General features: G+C 72.2%; 14 protein-coding genes. 10 read left to right on the top strand and 4 right to left on the bottom strand.

Translation table 11 applies throughout. The features are described 5' to 3' along the window. Window positions 1-3 precede the first annotated feature (3 nt). From ACX80K_RS14135 to ACX80K_RS14145, 3 genes are all read left to right on the top strand, one after another. Entirely contained in the window at window positions 4-912 is a 909-nt protein-coding gene (locus ACX80K_RS14135) for an RluA family pseudouridine synthase (protein ID WP_459272530.1), read from the top strand. A 62-nt stretch (window positions 913-974) separates the two neighbouring features. Beyond that, window positions 975-1,610 carry a DedA family protein gene (locus ACX80K_RS14140; protein WP_459272531.1) on the top strand — a complete coding sequence of 212 codons (636 nt, stop codon included), beginning with the start codon at window positions 975-977 and terminating at the stop codon, window positions 1,608-1,610. Next, on the top strand, window positions 1,573-2,979 hold the full coding sequence (locus ACX80K_RS14145; protein WP_459272532.1) for a hypothetical protein: 1,407 nt from the start codon (window positions 1,573-1,575) through the stop codon (window positions 2,977-2,979). The genes ACX80K_RS14140 and ACX80K_RS14145 overlap by 38 nt, the downstream gene beginning before the upstream one ends. 65 nt (window positions 2,980-3,044) lie before the next feature. Here ACX80K_RS14145 and ppc read toward each other — a convergent pair whose 3' ends face one another. The 3 genes from ppc to ACX80K_RS14160 all read right to left on the bottom strand — a co-directional run bounded on the left by ppc (window position 3,045) and on the right by ACX80K_RS14160 (window position 8,113). Next, window positions 3,045-5,882, bottom strand: a complete 2,838-nt coding sequence (gene ppc / locus ACX80K_RS14150) for a phosphoenolpyruvate carboxylase (protein ID WP_459272533.1) — start codon at window positions 5,880-5,882, stop codon at window positions 3,045-3,047. 242 nt (window positions 5,883-6,124) lie between these two features. After that, window positions 6,125-7,288, bottom strand: a complete 1,164-nt coding sequence (locus ACX80K_RS14155; RefSeq protein ID WP_459272534.1) for an acyl-CoA dehydrogenase family protein — start codon at window positions 7,286-7,288, stop codon at window positions 6,125-6,127. Window positions 7,289-7,327: 39 nt separating this feature from the next. Beyond that, window positions 7,328-8,113, bottom strand: coding sequence for an SDR family NAD(P)-dependent oxidoreductase (locus ACX80K_RS14160; RefSeq protein ID WP_459272535.1), 786 nt, complete (start codon window positions 8,111-8,113; stop codon window positions 7,328-7,330). Window positions 8,114-8,257: 144 nt separating this feature from the next. On the opposite strand from ACX80K_RS14160, the gene ACX80K_RS14165 reads away from it, so the two are divergent. Continuing rightward, window positions 8,258-9,331, top strand: a complete 1,074-nt coding sequence (locus ACX80K_RS14165; RefSeq protein ID WP_459272536.1) for a glycoside hydrolase family 76 protein — start codon at window positions 8,258-8,260, stop codon at window positions 9,329-9,331. Between the two features lie 12 nt (window positions 9,332-9,343). After that, entirely contained in the window at window positions 9,344-10,576 is a 1,233-nt protein-coding gene (locus ACX80K_RS14170) for a saccharopine dehydrogenase family protein (protein ID WP_459272537.1), read from the top strand. 18 nt (window positions 10,577-10,594) lie between these two features. Here ACX80K_RS14170 and ACX80K_RS14175 read toward each other — a convergent pair whose 3' ends face one another. Beyond that, the gene (locus ACX80K_RS14175; protein ID WP_459272538.1) at window positions 10,595-11,197 is read right to left on the bottom strand and encodes a YdeI/OmpD-associated family protein; all 603 of its coding nucleotides are present in this window, start codon (window positions 11,195-11,197) and stop codon (window positions 10,595-10,597) included. 131 nt (window positions 11,198-11,328) lie between these two features. On the opposite strand from ACX80K_RS14175, the gene ACX80K_RS14180 reads away from it, so the two are divergent. The 5 genes from ACX80K_RS14180 (at window position 11,329) to ACX80K_RS14200 (ending at window position 16,274) form a co-directional block, all read left to right on the top strand. Beyond that, the gene (locus tag ACX80K_RS14180) at window positions 11,329-12,042 is read left to right on the top strand and encodes a VOC family protein (protein ID WP_459272539.1); all 714 of its coding nucleotides are present in this window, start codon (window positions 11,329-11,331) and stop codon (window positions 12,040-12,042) included. A 96-nt stretch (window positions 12,043-12,138) separates the two neighbouring features. Then, window positions 12,139-12,678 (top strand): NUDIX hydrolase family protein, encoded by a 540-nt coding sequence (locus ACX80K_RS14185; RefSeq protein ID WP_104180579.1) that lies wholly within the window; start codon window positions 12,139-12,141, stop codon window positions 12,676-12,678. A 108-nt stretch (window positions 12,679-12,786) separates the two neighbouring features. Continuing rightward, window positions 12,787-13,647, top strand: coding sequence for a DUF6707 family protein (locus ACX80K_RS14190; protein ID WP_459272540.1), 861 nt, complete (start codon window positions 12,787-12,789; stop codon window positions 13,645-13,647). A gap of 57 nt (window positions 13,648-13,704) precedes the next feature. After that, window positions 13,705-14,967, top strand: a complete 1,263-nt coding sequence (gene tgt / locus ACX80K_RS14195) for a tRNA guanosine(34) transglycosylase Tgt (RefSeq protein WP_459272541.1) — start codon at window positions 13,705-13,707, stop codon at window positions 14,965-14,967. A gap of 365 nt (window positions 14,968-15,332) precedes the next feature. Next, window positions 15,333-16,274: a type IV toxin-antitoxin system AbiEi family antitoxin domain-containing protein gene (locus ACX80K_RS14200; RefSeq protein ID WP_459272542.1), complete on the top strand. Its 942-nt coding sequence runs from the start codon at window positions 15,333-15,335 to the stop codon at window positions 16,272-16,274. Window positions 16,275-16,306: the final 32 nt, after the last annotated feature.

A 16,306-nucleotide genomic window follows, 5' to 3' on the forward strand; every position in this document is an offset into this window, starting at 1 on the left:
GCGATGCGCTCACCCCTGCCCGTGCGGAACGGGGTCAACGCGACGCGGCTGCGGCTGCCCGCGGAGGGGCCCTGGGAGACGGCGCTCGACTACATCCTCGACCGGTTCGACCACGTGGACCCCGAGGGCATCGGCCTGCGGTTCGACCGCGGCGAAGTGGTGGCGCTGGGCGGCGAGGTCCTGACGCGGTCGACGCCGCTGGGCGAGCACACCTTCGTCTGGTACTACAGGGAACTCCCGGTCGAGGAGCGGCTCCCCGTCGAGCTGTCCGTGCTGCACCGGGACGAGCACCTGCTCGTCGTCGACAAGCCGCACTTCCTGCCCACCACCCCCGGCGGGATGTACGTCGCGGAGTCCGCCCTGGTCCGGCTGCGGGTGGAGCTCGGCATCCCGGACCTCATCCCCATGCACCGCCTCGACCGTATGACGGCGGGCATCCTCATGTTCTCCGTCGAGCCGGGGACCCGGGGCGCGTACCAGCTGCTCTTCGAGAACCGGCGCATCAGCAAGGAGTACCGCGCGGTGGCGCCCGTACGCCCCGAGCTGCACCTGGACACCGAGCCGCTCGACGTCCGGAGCCGGATCGTGAAGTCCCGCACCTACCTCCTGGCGCAGGAGGTGGAGGGGCCCGCGAACACGCACACCACGGTCAGCCTGCTCGAGCAGCGCGGGGACCGCGGACTGTACCGGCTGCAGCCCCACACCGGGAAGACGCACCAGTTGAGGCTGCACATGGCGTCGCTCGGGCTCGGCATCGTCGACGACCCGTTCTACCCGGTCCTGCACCCGCAGGCTCCGGACGACTACACCCGCCCGTTGCAGCTCCTCGCGCACAGCATCGCCTTCCGCGACCCGGTCACGGGCGCCGACCGGCGGTTCGAGTCCGGTCTCGCCCTGGGCGGATTCGCCTGAGCCACCGCCGCTCCCCCGACCGCCCGGGGCCGGGGCTTCCGCCCGGACTGTAGATTTGCAGGGTGGACCTGCCCGGAACGGACATCCCAGCACCGCTCTACCTCCTCGTCATGTTCGCCGTCGTCTTCGTCGACGTCGTCCTTCCCGTGGTGCCGTCCGAACTCCTCGTGATCGGCGCCGGCACCATGTCGTCCGACAGCAGGTTCCTGCTCCCCTTCGCCGTCCTCACGGCGTTCGCCGGGAGCTGGCTCGGCGACATCGCGATCTTCCTGCTGTTCCGGCGCCGGCTCACCCACTTCCTCGACCGTTTCCGGTGGGGCCGCTCCATCCACCGCGGCCTGCGTAGCGCCATCGAGAAGGCCGGGACCTCGCCCACCTACGCCGCCGTCGTCGCGGTCCGCTTCCTCCCCGGCGGGCGGACCGCGAGCGTGGCCGCCGCCGGGATCGCCGAACTCCCCTTCCGGCCGTTCATGCTCGCCGCGGCGGGCGGCGGGGTGCTGTGGACCGCATGGCTCATGGGCCTCGGTTTCGTCGCAGGAGCCTCCACCGGGCTGCCCGCGGGCGTCAGCGCCCTGCTCGGGATGGCGGTCGGTACGCTGGTGGGAGCCATCACGGCGGCAACCATCGCCGTGAAGAAACACCGGAAGGCCCCCAAAGCGCATGAGCACCCCGAAGACCCCGGGACCCAGGCTTCCTGACAAGCCGGTCCGGCCGCCGAGGATCGCCCGCCAGAGTCCTGCCGCCGAGCCGTCCTCCGACACGAGGAGCGTCCTCGAACGCCTCCGTGCGGCGCAGCCGCGCTCAGCGGCGGTGCGCGACGACGAGCCGGCGGGGACGCAGCCCCGACCCGCGGAACCGGCGCCCCGACGGGAGTCGGCGCCGGGCGGGCCGGGACCTGCCCCCGGCCGCACCCGCGGATGGGTCCCCGCGGGCGTGGGGGCGGCAGGCGCCACGGCCGGACCGGCAGGCGCCCGCCCCGGCCAGAGTTCAGGCACCGGCCCAGGCACCGGTTCAGGCACCGGTTCAGGCACGGGCTCAGGCACCGGTTCAGGCACCGGCTCAGGGGGCAGCTCGGGCCTCGAGGGCGCCGGCCGGGCCTCCGCGGACACGCTCCGCATCGCCGCCGGGAAGGCGAGGGTCGCCGCGGATGCCACCTACCGGGCCGCCCGTCGCGGCAGCAGCGTCGCGGCACGCCACGTGGGGACCTGGGACCCGGACCTGGTCCGGCAGACCGTCGTCACCCTCTCCGCCGTGGCCTGCGTCCTGGGCTCCGCGGCGGGCGTCGGGGCCTTCGGCGGACCGTCGATCAGGGACGCCGCGGGCGGCCTGTTCGCCCCGGACGCGACGCTGCTCGCGCCGTCGTCGTCGGCCTTCTCCATCTGGAGTGTCATCTATGTCGGGCTCGTGGCCTTCACGGTGTTCCAGTGGCTGCCGTCGCAGCGCCGGAGCGGACGCCAGCGGCGCCTGGGCTGGATCGTCGCCGCGTCGATGCTCCTGAACCTCGCCTGGATCCTCAGCGCCCAGGCGGGACTGGCCGCCCTGAGCCTCGTCGTGATCATGCTGCTCTTCTTCGCCCTGCTCGCGGCCGTCAGCGCGATGAACGACCATCCCGACCGGACACGGCTCGAGGGCGCGCTCGTGGACGTCCCGATCGGCCTCTACCTCGGGTGGGTGCTCGTGGCCGCGGCGGCGAACGCGGCCGCGGTACTCACCGGCGGCGGCGTGGACCTGTTCGGCTGGGGAGGCAGGGCGTGGGCGGTCCTCGGCATCATCGCGGTCCTGATGACCGCCGCCGTGGTCTGCTCCACGGACCGCGGACGCCTCTCCGTCGCCGCGGCCACGTCGTGGGGCCTGCTGTGGATCGCCGTCGAGCGTGTGCTCGGGCAGCCGTTCGCGGTGAACGTCGCGTTCGTGGCCGCCCTCGCGATCTTCCTGCTGCTCATCACGGCCGGATCACGCCGGCACCGGGTGGACCACGCCTACCGGCGCTGGCTGCGCGCCCAGGAGGACGCCGAACGGGATCCGATCGACCTCACCGGGGACGACTACGAGGAGTCGCGCTACTAGGGTGCCGCCTCCGGCCGGGCCCGGCCCGTCGTTCGCGACGGGCAGGGCGTCGGGCGGATCGCCGTTCAGCCCGTGTTGCGCATCCCCGCCGCGACGCCGTTGATCGTGATCAGCATGGCGCGCTGGAGCTGCTCGTCGGGCTGCCCGCCGTCGGACCCGGCGCGGACCCGGCGCAGCAGTTCGACCTGGAGGTAGGAGATCGGGTCGAGGTACTGGTCGCGCACCGCCAGGGACCGCTTGAGCACGGGCTGGTTGTCGAGCAGTTCGTGCTCGCCCGTGAGCCGGCGGATCTCGGCGAGGGTCAGTTCGTATTCCTCGCGGATCACCCCGAACAGGTGCTGCAGCTCGACGGGCACCAGGGCCTCGACGTAGTGCGCGGCGATGTCGAGGTCCGTCTTGGCGAGCGTCATCTCGACGTTCGACACGACGGTGCGGAAGAAGTGCCAGCGGTCGAGCATCTCCGCGAGCAGCCCCCCGTGGCCCGCCTCCCGTGCGGCCCGCAGACCGGAGCCGACGCCGAACCAGCCCGGGACGATCTGCCGCGACTGCGTCCACCCGAAGACCCACGGGATCGCCCGGAGCCCTCCGAGCCCCGTTCCGGAGTCGGGGCGCTTCGACGGGCGGGAGCCGATGTTGAGGGACCCGAGCTGCTCGACCGGCGTCGATGCGAGGAAGTATGCGGGCAGGTCCTCGTGGTCGATCAGGGAGCGGTACCGGGCGAAGGCGGCGTCGGAGACCGTCTCCATGACCTCGGCCCAGCGCCCGCGGTCGTCGTCGGAGGTGCGGGGCGTACGGTGCAGTGCGGAGCCCTGCATGACGGCGGCGAGCGAGAGCTCGAGGTTCTCGCGGGCCAGGGCCGGCAGCGAGTACTTGTCGCTGATGACCTCGCCCTGCTCGGTGAACTTGATCTCGCCCTCGAGGACGCCGTTGGGCTGCGCGAGGATGGCGTCGTAGGTGGGGCCGCCACCGCGCCCCACCGATCCGCCGCGGCCGTGGAAGAGGCGGAGGCGGACGCCGTGCTTCGCCGCGACGTCGCGCAGGCGGCGCTGGGTCTTGTGGATCTCCCACAGGCTCGTGAGCACGCCCGACTCCTTGTTGGAGTCGGAGTACCCGAGCATGACCTCCTGGAGGTCCCCGCGCAGCCGCACCACCTCGCGGTACGTCGGGTCGGAGAGGAGGGCGTCCACGATCTCGGCGGAGACGCGGAGCTCGTCCACCGTCTCGAGGAGCGGGGCGAAGCCGATCTTCGCGAACGCCCCGGACTCCGGGCCGCCGGAGCCGTCGCCGACGACGTCGACCAGTCCGGCCTCGCGCGCCAGCACCACGGGGGCGAGGACGTCGTCAGCCCCGCGGGTCATGGACACGATGTAGGTCTCGACGACGTCGGGCCCGTAGGTCTCCAGGGCCGAGGCGATCTCGCGGAAGACGTCGAACGTGCGCCGCGCTCCGTCGTCGAGCGGCGGGTTGACTGTGGCGAGCGGACGCCGGGACGCGAGCTCGCGGGACAGCACCCGGAGCCGGTCCTCGCGGGCCAGTTCGAGGTAGGGCAGGTGCAGCTCGCCGAGCCGGTCGGCCAGCTGGGCGATGACGTCGTGGTGCATGTCCGCGTGCTCGCGGACGTCGAGCGTCGCGAGGTGCAGACCGAAGGAGGAGATGACGCGGGAGGCCGTGGCGAGGGCCCCGTCCGCCGCGAGGCCCGCCGCGTGCTGCCGGAGGGAGTCGCCGACGAGCCGGAGGTCCGCCAGTACCCCGGCGGTGGTGTTGTAGTCCCGGCCGGGTTCGTGGGCCGTCTGGTTCTGCACACGGGACGCCGTGTTGAGCAGCTTCGCCTTCACGCACGTGAGCTTGAGCCGGTAGGGCTCCTGGGCGTTGAGTTCGAGGACCCGCCTGTCGAGGCGCGGCAGGCTCGCGAGGTCCCGTTCGATGGACGCCGTGAGCTCCTCCGACGCCGCGACGATCGCCGTCGACGAGGACAGCGACGAGATGAGGCGGTCGACGAAGTGGATGGCGATCCGGACGGCCTGCTGGTTCTGGATCTGCAGGATCTCGCGGGTGACGGCCGCGGTGACGTTCGGGTTGCCGTCGCGGTCCCCGCCGATCCATGAACCGAACCTCAGCGGCGCACCCTCGGCCGGCAGGGCGACACCGTGCTCGGCCAGGAGGTCGGAGAGGTCCTCGAGGAGCTCGGGCAGGGAGGTGGTGAGGATGTCGCCGAGGTAGTAGATGGCGTTGCGGGCCTCGTCGATGGGCGTGGGCCGCACCTGGCGCAGCTCGTCCGTCTGCCAGATCAGGTCGATGACCTCGGCGAGCCTCCGGTCCTGGCGGCGCCGCTGCTGCGAGCCCTCCGCCGTCGTGTCCGCGAGGATGTCGGAGAGTCGCCGCAGCTTGTCCAGCACCGAGCGGCGCGAGGCCTCGGTGGGGTGTGCCGTGAACACGGGCCGGACGTCCAGGGCCCGCACGACGTCCGCGAGCGCCTCGGGGCCCGCGTCGGCCGCGATGCGGGACACCGTCTGCGCGAGCCAGCCGTCCTCCTCCGACCGCGACCGCAGCCCCCGCACGCGGTGCACCTGCTCGGCGGCGTTCGCGAGGTGGAAGTAGGCGGCGAAGGCCCGCACGAGCTCGGTGGCCCTGTCGACGGGGAGGGCGGCGAGCAGTTCCCGCACCTGCTCCGTGAGGGCCGCCCGCTCGTCGGCGTCGGCGCCGCTGCCGGATTCCTTGGACTGCTTGGTCAGCCGGCGGACGCGCTCCACGAGGTCGAGCAGTTCCTGGCCGTGCTGCCGGACGAGCGATTCGCCGAGCAGCGTGCTCACGCGGCGCACGTCGGCGCGGAGGTCGGAGCTGATGTCCGCGGCACCGCCGAACGGGTCGGCGTGCAGGGGGGACACTTCGAGGGGCACTGTCACAACGGCCTGCTTTCAGGGCATGAAGAACGGGCGTATGCGGCACTGGATACGACGGATTGCTGTTGGGATCCTACCCAGTAATGTGGCGTGCGCCTCACCCCGCCCGTCATGTGAACGGCCGCCGTCGTTCCCGGCTTTCATCGACCGGACGACCATGACGGGGCGTGTCGGCGCTCGGCACGCGGTAGGTGGCATGGAAAGCATGAACGACGACGACGACCGGCACCGGCCCGGGGGCCGGATCAGGCGAAGGCCGAGATACCCGTCAGGGCCCGGCCCACGATGAGGCTGTTGATCTCGTACGACCCTTCGTAGGTGTAGACGGCCTCGGCGTCCGCGAAGATCTTCGCCATGCCGTACTCCGTCACGATCCCGTTCCCGCCCAGGATCCCCCTACCCAGGGCGACCGTCTCGCGCATGCGCGCCGTCGTGAAGGATTTCGCGAAGGCGGCCTGGGGCATGTCGGAGGCGCCCTGCTCCTGCAGCTGGGCGACGCGCGCCATGACGGCCAGGCTCGCCGTCGTGTTGCCCATCATGGTGACGAGCTGGTCCTGGACGAGCTGGAAGCCGGCGATCGGCCTGCCGAACTGGTGGCGCTCCACGGCGTACTGCCGGGCGACGTCGAAGGCCGCCAGTTGCTGGCCGACGGCCTGCCAGCCCACGAGGATCCGGGAGCCGAGCAGGAGCTGCCGGGTGTCCTCGAAGGACTCGATGCCGGCGAAGCGGTCGGCCTCGGCGACGCGCACCCCGGTGAGGACGACGTCGGCGTTCTGCACGGTCCGCAGCGCGATCTTGTTCCCGATGGCGGTGCGGGTCACGCCGGGCAGGGTGGCGTCGAGGATGAACCCGCGCACTCCCCCGGTCTGGGTGTCCCGCGCCCACAGGAGCATGTAGTCGCAGAAGGTCCCGTTGCCGATCCACCGCTTCGCGCCGTCGAGGATCCAGGTGTCGCCGTCGCGCGTGGCCGTGGTCGTCATGCCGCCGGCGACGTCGGAGCCGTGCAGGGGCTCCGTGAGCGCGAAGGCACCCGTGATCCTCAGGTCCATGGCGTCCTGCAGCAGGCGCGCCTTCTGGTCCTCGCTGCCGAAGGTGTGCAGGGCCTCGACGAAGAGGTCGTGGTGGACCATGAAGAACGTGGCGATCGACGTGTCGGCCCGGGTCAGCTCGGCGATCACCATCCCGCTGAACAGGTGGCTGTAGCCCTGCTGCACGGGCGTGCTGAGGTTCAGCCCGGCGAGCTTCGGCAGGAGCTCGTGGGGGAACTCGGCGCGGTTCCACCATTCGACGGCGCGCGGCGAGACCTCCTTCGCGAGGAAGTCACGGACGTCCTGCAGTTTCTCCCGCTCGTGGGTGGTGAGGAGGGATTCGAAGCCGAGGAAGTCGGCGGTGGGCAGTTGGCTCTCCATCGAGCCGTCCTTTCGATCGGACTGAGACCTGGCTGTGCTCTACTTCGGCGCCATGCGGATGGCGCCGTCGAGGCGGATCGTCTCGCCGTTGAGCATCTGGTTCTCGACGATGTGCGCGGCGAGCGCCGCGTATTCGGCGGGTTTGCCGAGGCGTGACGGGTGGGGGACCTGGGCACCCAGGGAGTCCTGCGCCTCCTGCGGCAGTCCGGCCATCATGGGCGTCTCGAAGATGCCCGGGGCGATCGTGACCACGCGGATCAGCGACCGCGCGAGTTCGCGGGCGATGGGGAGGGTCATGGCTGCAACGCCGCCCTTGGACGCCGAGTACGCGGGCTGGCCGATCTGCCCGTCGAACGCGGCGACGGAGGCGGTGTTGATGATGACGCCCCGCTCGTCCGAGCCGCCGAGGCCGGTGACCGTGGCGGTGGCCGCCATGGCTTCGGCGGCGAGCCTGATGACGTTGAACGTGCCCACGAGGTTGACGCTGATGACGCGGGCGAACTGCTCGAGAGGAAGGACGCCGTCCCGCCCGAGGACCTTGCCGGGCGTGGCGATCCCCGCGCAGTTCACGACGATGCGCAGCGGACCGAGCCCGGCGGCGGCAGCGACGGCGGCCTGCACCTGCGCCGGGTCGGCGACGTCGGCGGCGACGAAGCGCACGCGGCTGCCGGAGGGGTCGAGGTCCGCCGCGACGTCCGCACCGGCGGACTGCGGGAGATCGACGAGCACCACGGACGCGCCGTCGTCGAACAGTCTGCGGGCGGTGGCGAGACCGAGTCCCGACGCGCCTCCGGTGACGAGCGCTACCGCTCCCCTGATGTCCATGCCTGACCCTTCCGCAGCGGGAGGACCGCCGTTGGTCCGTCCCGCGCCCAGCGTACTGTGACGTGGCCCACTGCGCACCCGGCGGGTATCGGACTGCGCATCCTGCGCAATTCCCGGCGGAGCGGGCATGACTAGGGTGGTCATATGCCCATCCCCGACGACGCCGCCTCCCTGGCCGCGGACAGCGTCCGGCGCCTCTTCGCACGCCGGAGCCTGCGCCTCCCCGGAACGAGGCTCGGTGCCATCGCCTACCCGGCGCCGACCAGCCGGAGGAGCCACTGGCACTACTGGTGGCAGGCCCACTACCTCGACTGCCTCCTGGACGAACACCTCCGCCACCCCGGCGGCGGCGCGCTGACCGAGGCGCGGAAGCTCGCCCGGGGCATCTGGCTGCGCAACGGCGGCCGGTGGCGCAACGCCTACTACGACGACATGGCCTGGCTGGCCCTGTCCCTCCAGCGCCTCGACGCGGTGGAGGGGCGACGGCGGCCACGGCGCCGCGTCCGGGTCCTCGGGCGAGCCCTCGCGTCGGCCCATACGCCGGACCTCGGCGGCGGCGTCTTCTGGAACACGACGCGGGACTACAAGAACACTCCCAGCACGGCTCCCGCTGCGCTCTTCTTCGCGCGCGCCGGGGACCCGGCACGCGCACAGGAGCTCCTGGACTGGCTGCACGCACGCCTGCACGACCCTGCCGTCGGGCTGTACCTCGACGGCGTGAAGGCCGACGGCACCGCGGAGGGCTCGGTGGAGCGCACCGTCCACACTTACAACCAGGGCACGGTGCTCGGCGCGCTCGTGGCGACGGGCGGGCAGGGGAACCTCGAGCAGGCTTCGGACCTCGTCCGCGCGATCGCGGACCGCCTGGCCGACGACGACGGCGTGCTGCCCCTCGCCTCCGGGGGCGACGCCGGCCTGTTCACCGGGATCCTCGCACGCTACCTGTCCCTCGCCGTCCTCACGCCGGGGATCGACGGACGGGCCGCAGCGACCGCCCGGTCCCTCCTGGAGGCGACGGCGGAGCGACTCTGGGCGGGCCGGACGGAGATCGACGGCCCGCAGCCGGGCGGCATCCCGGGAGGCAGGACGCTCGTGTTCCCGCCGCGGCAGGACGGGCCCGTCAGCCTGTCCTCGCAGCTCCAGGCCTGGATGGTCCTGGAGGCCGCGGGGAGTGCCCGTGCACGGGAGATTCCCGAGCAGGCCGATCGCCCGGGATGACAGACTGCTCGCATGGAGAACCTGCCCCGCGATCATGACCTCGTCCTCTACGGGGCGACGGGCTTCGTCGGCGAACTGATCGCCGCCTACCTCGCGGCACACGCCCCGGTCGGCCTGCGCATCGGGCTCGCGGGCCGGTCGGCGGCCAGGCTCGCGGCGGTGCGCTCGCGGTTGCCGGCCGCCGCGCACGAGTGGTCCCTCCTCGAGGCCGACTCGGAGGACGCGGACTCGATCGCCGCCCTGGCCGGGAGCACGAGGGTGCTCTTCACCACCGTCGGCCCCTACGCGAAGTACGGACTGCCCGTCGTCGAGGCCTGCGCACGGGCGGGCACCCACTACGGCGACCTGACGGGTGAGGTGTCCTTCGTCCGCGAGGCGATCGACCGCTGCGACCTCCCGGCCCGGTCGAGCGGTGCCCGGATCGTCCATGCGTGCGGCTACGACTCCGTGCCCTCCGATCTCGCCGTACTCCTGCTCCACCAGGCAGCGGAGGCCGACGGTGCCGGCGCGCTGACCGAGGTCCAGCTCGTCGCCACGGCGAAGGGCGGCATCAGCGGAGGCACTCTCGAGTCGATGCGCGGGCAGCTCGACGGGATGCGGGCGAGTGCCGCCCTGCGTTCGCTCGCCGCCGACCCCTACTCGCTCAGCCCGGACCGCGCCCGCGAGCCGGCGACACCGCAGCCGGCGGATACCGCTCCGGTGGGCCGCTCCGGTGACGGTACGTGGACCGCACCCTTCGTCATGGCCGCGGCCAACACGCGGATCGTGCGCCGCAGCAACGCCCTGCAGGGCTGGGCGTACGGCCGTTCCCTCCGGTACGGCGAGGTGATGGGGGTCGCCCGCGGACCGGCGGGGGCGGTCATCGCCGGGGCGACCGCCCTCGGCCTCCGCGCGTTCGCCGGTGCCATGGTGCTCCCGGCGACCCGGAGCCTGCTCGACCGCGTGCTCCCGGCGCCCGGGACGGGTCCGAGTGCCGGCACGCAGCGCAGGGGCTGGTTCCGTTCCCGGGTGACCGCCCGCACCGAGGACGGGCGCCGGTACCAGGCGGTCGCCGCCGGCCCCGGTGATCCGGGCTACGCCGCCACCGCCGTCATGGCGGGTGAGACGGCGCTGGCCCTGGCACTGGACGGTGACCGGCTACCGCCCCGGAGCGGATCGCTGACGCCTGCCACCGCGCTCGGGACGGTGCTCGTGCAGCGGCTCCGTGCCGCCGGGCACACCTACGAGGTGACCCGGCTGGACTGACGGCGGAGCGGCGTTCGGCTAGTCGCTCCTCGCCGGGCCCTTCCCCTGCGGGTAGAAGGTCTCGCCGCGGGACAGCATCGCGACGAACTTCGCGATGTTCCGCTCCTTCGCCGCGTCCGTCTTGAGCTGGGACAGGCGGAAGATCATGGCGTACCGGTTCTGGGACGACAGCGTGCGGTACGTGGCGAGCGCGGCGGCGTCGGCCTCGATCGCGGCCAGGAGGTCGGGCGGCATCTCGGCCGTCGCGGGCCCGGCGTAGGCCCGCTCCCATCGGCCGTCCGCCTGCGCCGCGGCGACCGCCCGCTCCCCGGCGTCCCGCATGCGGCCCTCGGCGCGGAGCCTGTCCACATAGGTCCGGTTGCGGACCGACCAGATGCTCCGCGGGCCACGCGGCGTGAAGCGCTGCAGGTAGCTGCCCTCGTCGCGGGACTTCGCCTGGCCGTCGATCCAGCCGAAGCAGAGCGCCTCGTCGAGGGCCTGCGCGTAGGTGAGCGCCGTCGTCGTGCCTCCCTTCTTGTGCTCGATCAGCCAGACGCCGGGCGAGGACGCGTGGTTCTCCTCCAGCCAGCGCCGCCAGGCCGTCGCGTCGGGCAGCAGGAGTTCGGGGAGTTCGGCTTTCATGCTCATACCCTAGGACCCCCCTTCCCGACTGCCTACCGGATCGCTGGCATCCTTGACGGGTCCGTCGGACCCGACGGGCGGTCCACCACCTCCGCGGAACAGTGGTTCCGCGCCTACCCCAGGGAGAACCGATGCTCCGCGTCCGCCCCCTCGTCGCCACCTCCGATCTCCCCGCGGCGGCCGGGTTCCTCCGGGCCCTCGGGCTCCATCCGGCGCAGGAGCCCGTCGCCGACGGTTCCCGCGCCGTGTTCGACGCCGGCAGCGGCCGGGTGGCCCTGCGCACCTGTGCGCCGGGCAGCAGGGAGGAGGGACGGGCGGCCCTCGCGTTCGACGTCGGCGACGTCCGGGAGTTCGCCCGCCGGACCGTCGAGGCCGGCACCGCCGTGGGGCTGTCCGGGGAGGGCTCCGGCCTCACCGCGCGGATCACCGCGCCGGACGGCACCTCCTTCCCCGTGGAGGCGGGTCCCCGCGAGACCGGTGCGCCGGCGTCGCCCCTCGCGGTCCTCGCGGTCTGGTCCACGCCCGACGTCGACCGCGCCGCGAGAGTGCTGGGCGACATGGGCGCGAGGCCGAGGGCCGGCGCCCGTGCCGGCACCCGGCGCGACTTCCGGGCGAAGAACGGTGGCCTCGTGGCCGTCCGTGCCGCCGCACGCGGCGGAGTGGGTCTGGCCTTCGAGTACGACGGCGACGTGCGGGACCTGCTCGGGAACCTCACGGCCGGTGGCTCGGGGCCCGTGGTGAGCGACGGAAGCGACGGACGGTCGCTCCGGGTCCGCGCTCCCTGGGGTGCCGGGATCCGGGTCGACGAGCGGCGAGGGGACCTCTCCGGGCACCCGACCTCCTGACGGGGCGGCGTCGCGGCACCGTCGGGTATTCAGCCACGGGCCGAAGAACCGCGCGCCGCAGGTGCCCCGGAGGGTGTCTGCTATAGAACTGGGGGTATGAACGTACGCACCCCTGACCCCAACCCGGGCTGGCTCTCCGAAGATGACCTGTACGAGGCCCGCCGCCGCCTGCCGATGGTCTACGTCGAGGCGATCCCCGTGCGCTGTGACGCCCTCGGCTACGTCAACGAGGTGGGCCTGCTCCTCCAGGCGAACGAGCAGGGCGAGATGCTGCGCACCTTCGTCTCCGGCCGCGTGATGTACCGGGAGACCATCCGGGCCGCGCTGCTGCGCCACCTCGAGAAGGACCTGGGGCCGCTCGCCCTCCCGCAGCTGGCGCCGTCGCCCCTGCCCTTCACGATCGCCGAGTACTTCCCGTCCCCCTCGGAGACCGGCCTGACCGACGACCGCCAGCACGCCGTCGCCCTCGCGTACATCATCCCCGTGACCGGTGAATGCGCCCCACGGCAGGACGCCCTCGAGCTGTCCTGGCTGACCCCGGCCGAGGCGCTGGGCCCCGCCATCCAGGCGGAGCTCTCGGGCGGGCGTGGAGATCTGCTGCGCCAGGCGCTCGCGCATGCCGGATGGGGCCGCTAGCCGGCCCACGAGCACCCGTCGGCGCCCGCGTTACCGTATCGTGAAACGGGCGCGCTGGGGCGCTACAGGACATCCGGGGCGCTACTGGCAGAGGTTGGCACGACGTACATGAACAGATCAGACAGGACAGGACTGCGTGCGGTCCCGGCAGAGGCGCTCACGGCGGGCGACGTCCTGGCACTCCCCGACGGCGACCTGGCGGAGGTCACCGCCATCGCCGTCGAGAACGACGATTTCGGGGTGCCCGCCCTCGTCGTCGCGACCGTCGGCGGAGCGGGGCGCGTCACGATCGCCACGGGCTCGATGGTCTACCTCGAGCCGTCCGACGCCGAGATCGGCGTGTCCGCCGTCGCCGCGGACCACGGCTCACCCGAGGCGCTCGTGGCGCAGATCGCGCTGGGCCATCCCGACAGCGCCGCGATCCAGGAGGTGGCCGGGCGGCTGGCCCGGGGCATCAACCTCAAGTCGGGCAGCAACCTGCAGGACCTGCACCAGCTCGCGCTGGCCCTGCTCATCGACGAGGGTGACACGGCGTCGGCCCTGACCGTCGCCGACCTGCTGGCCGAGCTGCCCTTCGACGGGAACTTCGGGCGGTGGAAGTGGATCGAGGGAGGCCTCGCGATCGCCGCCTACCTCACACGGCACGACGGTGCCCGCTCGGCCCGGTACGCGGCGGCGATCCGGGCGGCCGACGACGCCGAGACGGACCCGCTGCGCGCCAAGACGGCGGCGATGTACCGGCAGCGCCAGCTCAACGAGCCGAACGTCTACGACCCCGAGATCCTGCGCGCCTCCTCGGCGGGGAAGATCGACGTCGAACGCGACTGGCGGGTGCTGCGCATCGGCGTGCTGCTCTACCTCCGCGCGCACGGCGGGTCCGAGACCCTGAGCCGCGACGTCCTCGAACGCCGGATCGCCGCGGAGCTCACCGCCGTCGGTGCGCTCAACGACCGGCTCGCCGCGGACTGACGGCCCCGGCCTCCGGGTGCGGACTTCCGGCCCGCCCCGTGCTGGCAAAATAGGGTGGTGCATCCACAGTCCCAGCAGTCCTCGTTCTCCTTCTCCGTCCACAGCCGCCTCGAGGACACGACGCCGGGAGCCGGGAGCGGCGGGCGCCGGCACGGGCGGACCGGGACGATCACCACACCGCACGGCGAGATCCGCACACCGGCGTTCATCCCCGTGGGCACGAAGGCGTCGGTGAAGGCCGTCCTCCCGGGGTCGATGGCCGAGCTCGGCGCCCAGGCGCTGCTCGCCAATGCCTACCACCTGTACCTGCAGCCCGGCGCGGACATCCTGGACGAGGCCGGAGGACTCGGTGCCTTCATGAACTGGCCCGGTCCAACCTTCACCGACTCGGGCGGGTTCCAGGTCATGAGCCTCGGCTCGGGCTTCAAGAAGGTCATCACCATGGACGTGCCGGTGGACGCCGATCAGGCCGGCGCCGACGACCGCGTGGCCGCCGGCAAGGAGCGTCTGGCCCACATCGACGACGACGGTGTCTGGTTCAAGAGCCACCTGAACGGGGACCGCCACCGGTTCACGCCCGAGATCTCGATGCAGGTGCAGCACCAGCTCGGCGCGGACGTCATGTTCGCCTTCGACGAGCTCACCACGCTGATGAACTCGCGCGGCTACCAGGAGGAGTCGCTCGAGCGGACCCGGCTGTGGGCGTTGCGCTGCATCGCGGAGCACGAGCGGCTCACGGCGGAGCGCAGCCACCGCCCCTACCAGGCCCTGTTCGGCGTCATCCAGGGGGCGCAGTACGAGGACCTGCGCAGGAAGGCCTCCGTCGACCTCGGGGGCCTGGACTTCGACGGCTTCGGCATCGGCGGCGCCCTCGAGAAGGAGAACCTCGGCACGATCCTCGGCTGGTGCAGCGACGAGCTGCCCGAGGACAAGCCCCGCCACCTGCTCGGGATCTCCGAGCCGGACGACCTGTTCACGGGCATCGAGAACGGTGCCGACACCTTCGACTGCGTCTCCCCCACGCGCGTCGCCAGGAACTCCGCGTTCTACACGCCGGACGGCCGCTGGAACCTCTCGAATGCCCGCTTCCGGCGCGACTTCACGCCCCTGGTCGAGGGCTGCGACTGCTACACGTGCACCCACTACACCCGTGCCTACATCCACCACCTGTACAAGGCGAAGGAGATGGTCTCGGCCACGCTGATCTCGATCCACAACGAGCGCTTCGTGGTGCGCATGGTCGACGACGCGCGGGACGCCATCGACGACGGGACCTTCTACGACCTGAAGGCGGAGGTGCTGGGGAGGTACTACGCCTAGCGGCGCCGTCGTCCGCCTGTATCTCTCCGCCGCCCCGCCATACCTTCCCCCTTGGGGCCGCCGCGCCGGGTGCCCAGACCCGTTGGTTCTTGCCCCCGGCCCTGAGACGGCGCCACGGGTTTCCCCGCCGCCCTTCCGCCTTCCCTTGGGGCCGCCGCGCCGGGTGCCCAGACCCGTTGGTTCTTGCCCCCGGCCCTGAGACGGCGCCACGGGTTTCCCCGCCGCCCTTCCGCGTCCCCTCGAGGCCGCCGGCGGCCGCCGCCGCCGTCGTTGTCGTTGTCGTCGTCGTCGTCGTCGTCGGACGACTTGTCCACATTCCGCGCATCCGCCGTGAATCGCGGCGCCCACTTCCCCAAGGTAGGGCCATGACCCCCTCGACGGACGCCCTCGGAGCACGGACCCTCTGGCGCTACCAGGAGCTCCTCGATGAGGGGCTGAGCCGTCAGCGCATCCAGCGACTCGTTGCCGGCGGCGAGCTCCGCCGACTGCGCAAGAACTGCTACGTCCCGGATGAATACTGGGCGGCCCTCACCCCGCTGCAGCGCCTTGCTTTTCGCGCGGAAGCCCACCACCACTCGCTCGTCGGGCTCGTCACGACTCAGCATGTCTACAGTCACGAGACCGCCGCAGCCCTGCACGGGCTCAGTCTGTGGAGGCCCGCCCCGGACGTCCACGTGACGCAGCCGACGCGTACCTCGAACGCGAGTCACGGCGCCGATGTGCGGAACCACAGCGCCAGTCTGGGCGAGGACGACGTCGTCATTCTGCGGGGGCTGCCCTCGACGTCACTGCGCCGCACGATGCTGGACTGCGCGAGGACCTTGCCCTTCGACCAGGCGTTGATCATCGCCGACCAGTGCCTCGCCCGAGGTGTTCCGAGGGATTCCTCCCTCGAAGCCCTCGACCTGCTCGGTCCGGTCACGGGAATCACCCGGGCCCGGTTGGTCGTCGTGGCAGCGGACCCCCTCTCGGAGTCGCCGGGCGAGACACTCACCCGCAGCAGGTTGCTCCGCTTCCGTCTTCCTCCTGCTCGGTCGCAGGTCGAGGTCGACACTCGCTACGGGCTGTACCGGTTGGACTTCGCCTGGCCGGAACTGCTGGTCGGTCTCGAGTTCGACGGTCGGGTGAAGTACTTCGAAACCGCCACGGACGAGGTGCTGTACCAGGAGCGGCGCCGGGAGAAGGCTCTGACGGAGCAGGGCTGGACCATCGTGCGCATCGAGTGGTCGGACCTGTTCAGGGAAGCGGAACTCGAAGCCCGCATCCGTCGGGCCCTCGACGCCGCCCTTCGAAAAGCCGCCGCCTGACCAGGACGCCGCATCCGGGCGTTCCGCATCTT

This window comes from Arthrobacter sorbitolis (genome assembly GCF_054510995.1).

What these genes read in the sequence shown, in the direction of transcription:
- ACX80K_RS14135 (WP_459272530.1), top strand. Translation starts at nt 4, where the DNA reads ATGCGCTCACCCCTGCCCGTGCGGAACGGGGTCAACGCGACGCGGCTG.
- ACX80K_RS14145 (WP_459272532.1), top strand. Translation starts at nt 1,573, where the DNA reads ATGAGCACCCCGAAGACCCCGGGACCCAGGCTTCCTGACAAGCCGGTC.
- ACX80K_RS14155 (WP_459272534.1), bottom strand. Translation starts at nt 7,288, where the DNA reads ATGGAGAGCCAACTGCCCACCGCCGACTTCCTCGGCTTCGAATCCCTC.
- ACX80K_RS14160 (WP_459272535.1), bottom strand. Translation starts at nt 8,113, where the DNA reads ATGGACATCAGGGGAGCGGTAGCGCTCGTCACCGGAGGCGCGTCGGGA.
- ACX80K_RS14165 (WP_459272536.1), top strand. Translation starts at nt 8,258, where the DNA reads ATGCCCATCCCCGACGACGCCGCCTCCCTGGCCGCGGACAGCGTCCGG.
- ACX80K_RS14170 (WP_459272537.1), top strand. Translation starts at nt 9,344, where the DNA reads ATGGAGAACCTGCCCCGCGATCATGACCTCGTCCTCTACGGGGCGACG.
- ACX80K_RS14175 (WP_459272538.1), bottom strand. Translation starts at nt 11,197, where the DNA reads ATGAAAGCCGAACTCCCCGAACTCCTGCTGCCCGACGCGACGGCCTGG.
- ACX80K_RS14180 (WP_459272539.1), top strand. Translation starts at nt 11,329, where the DNA reads ATGCTCCGCGTCCGCCCCCTCGTCGCCACCTCCGATCTCCCCGCGGCG.
- ACX80K_RS14185 (WP_104180579.1), top strand. Translation starts at nt 12,139, where the DNA reads ATGAACGTACGCACCCCTGACCCCAACCCGGGCTGGCTCTCCGAAGAT.
- ACX80K_RS14190 (WP_459272540.1), top strand. Translation starts at nt 12,787, where the DNA reads ATGAACAGATCAGACAGGACAGGACTGCGTGCGGTCCCGGCAGAGGCG.
- ACX80K_RS14200 (WP_459272542.1), top strand. Translation starts at nt 15,333, where the DNA reads ATGACCCCCTCGACGGACGCCCTCGGAGCACGGACCCTCTGGCGCTAC.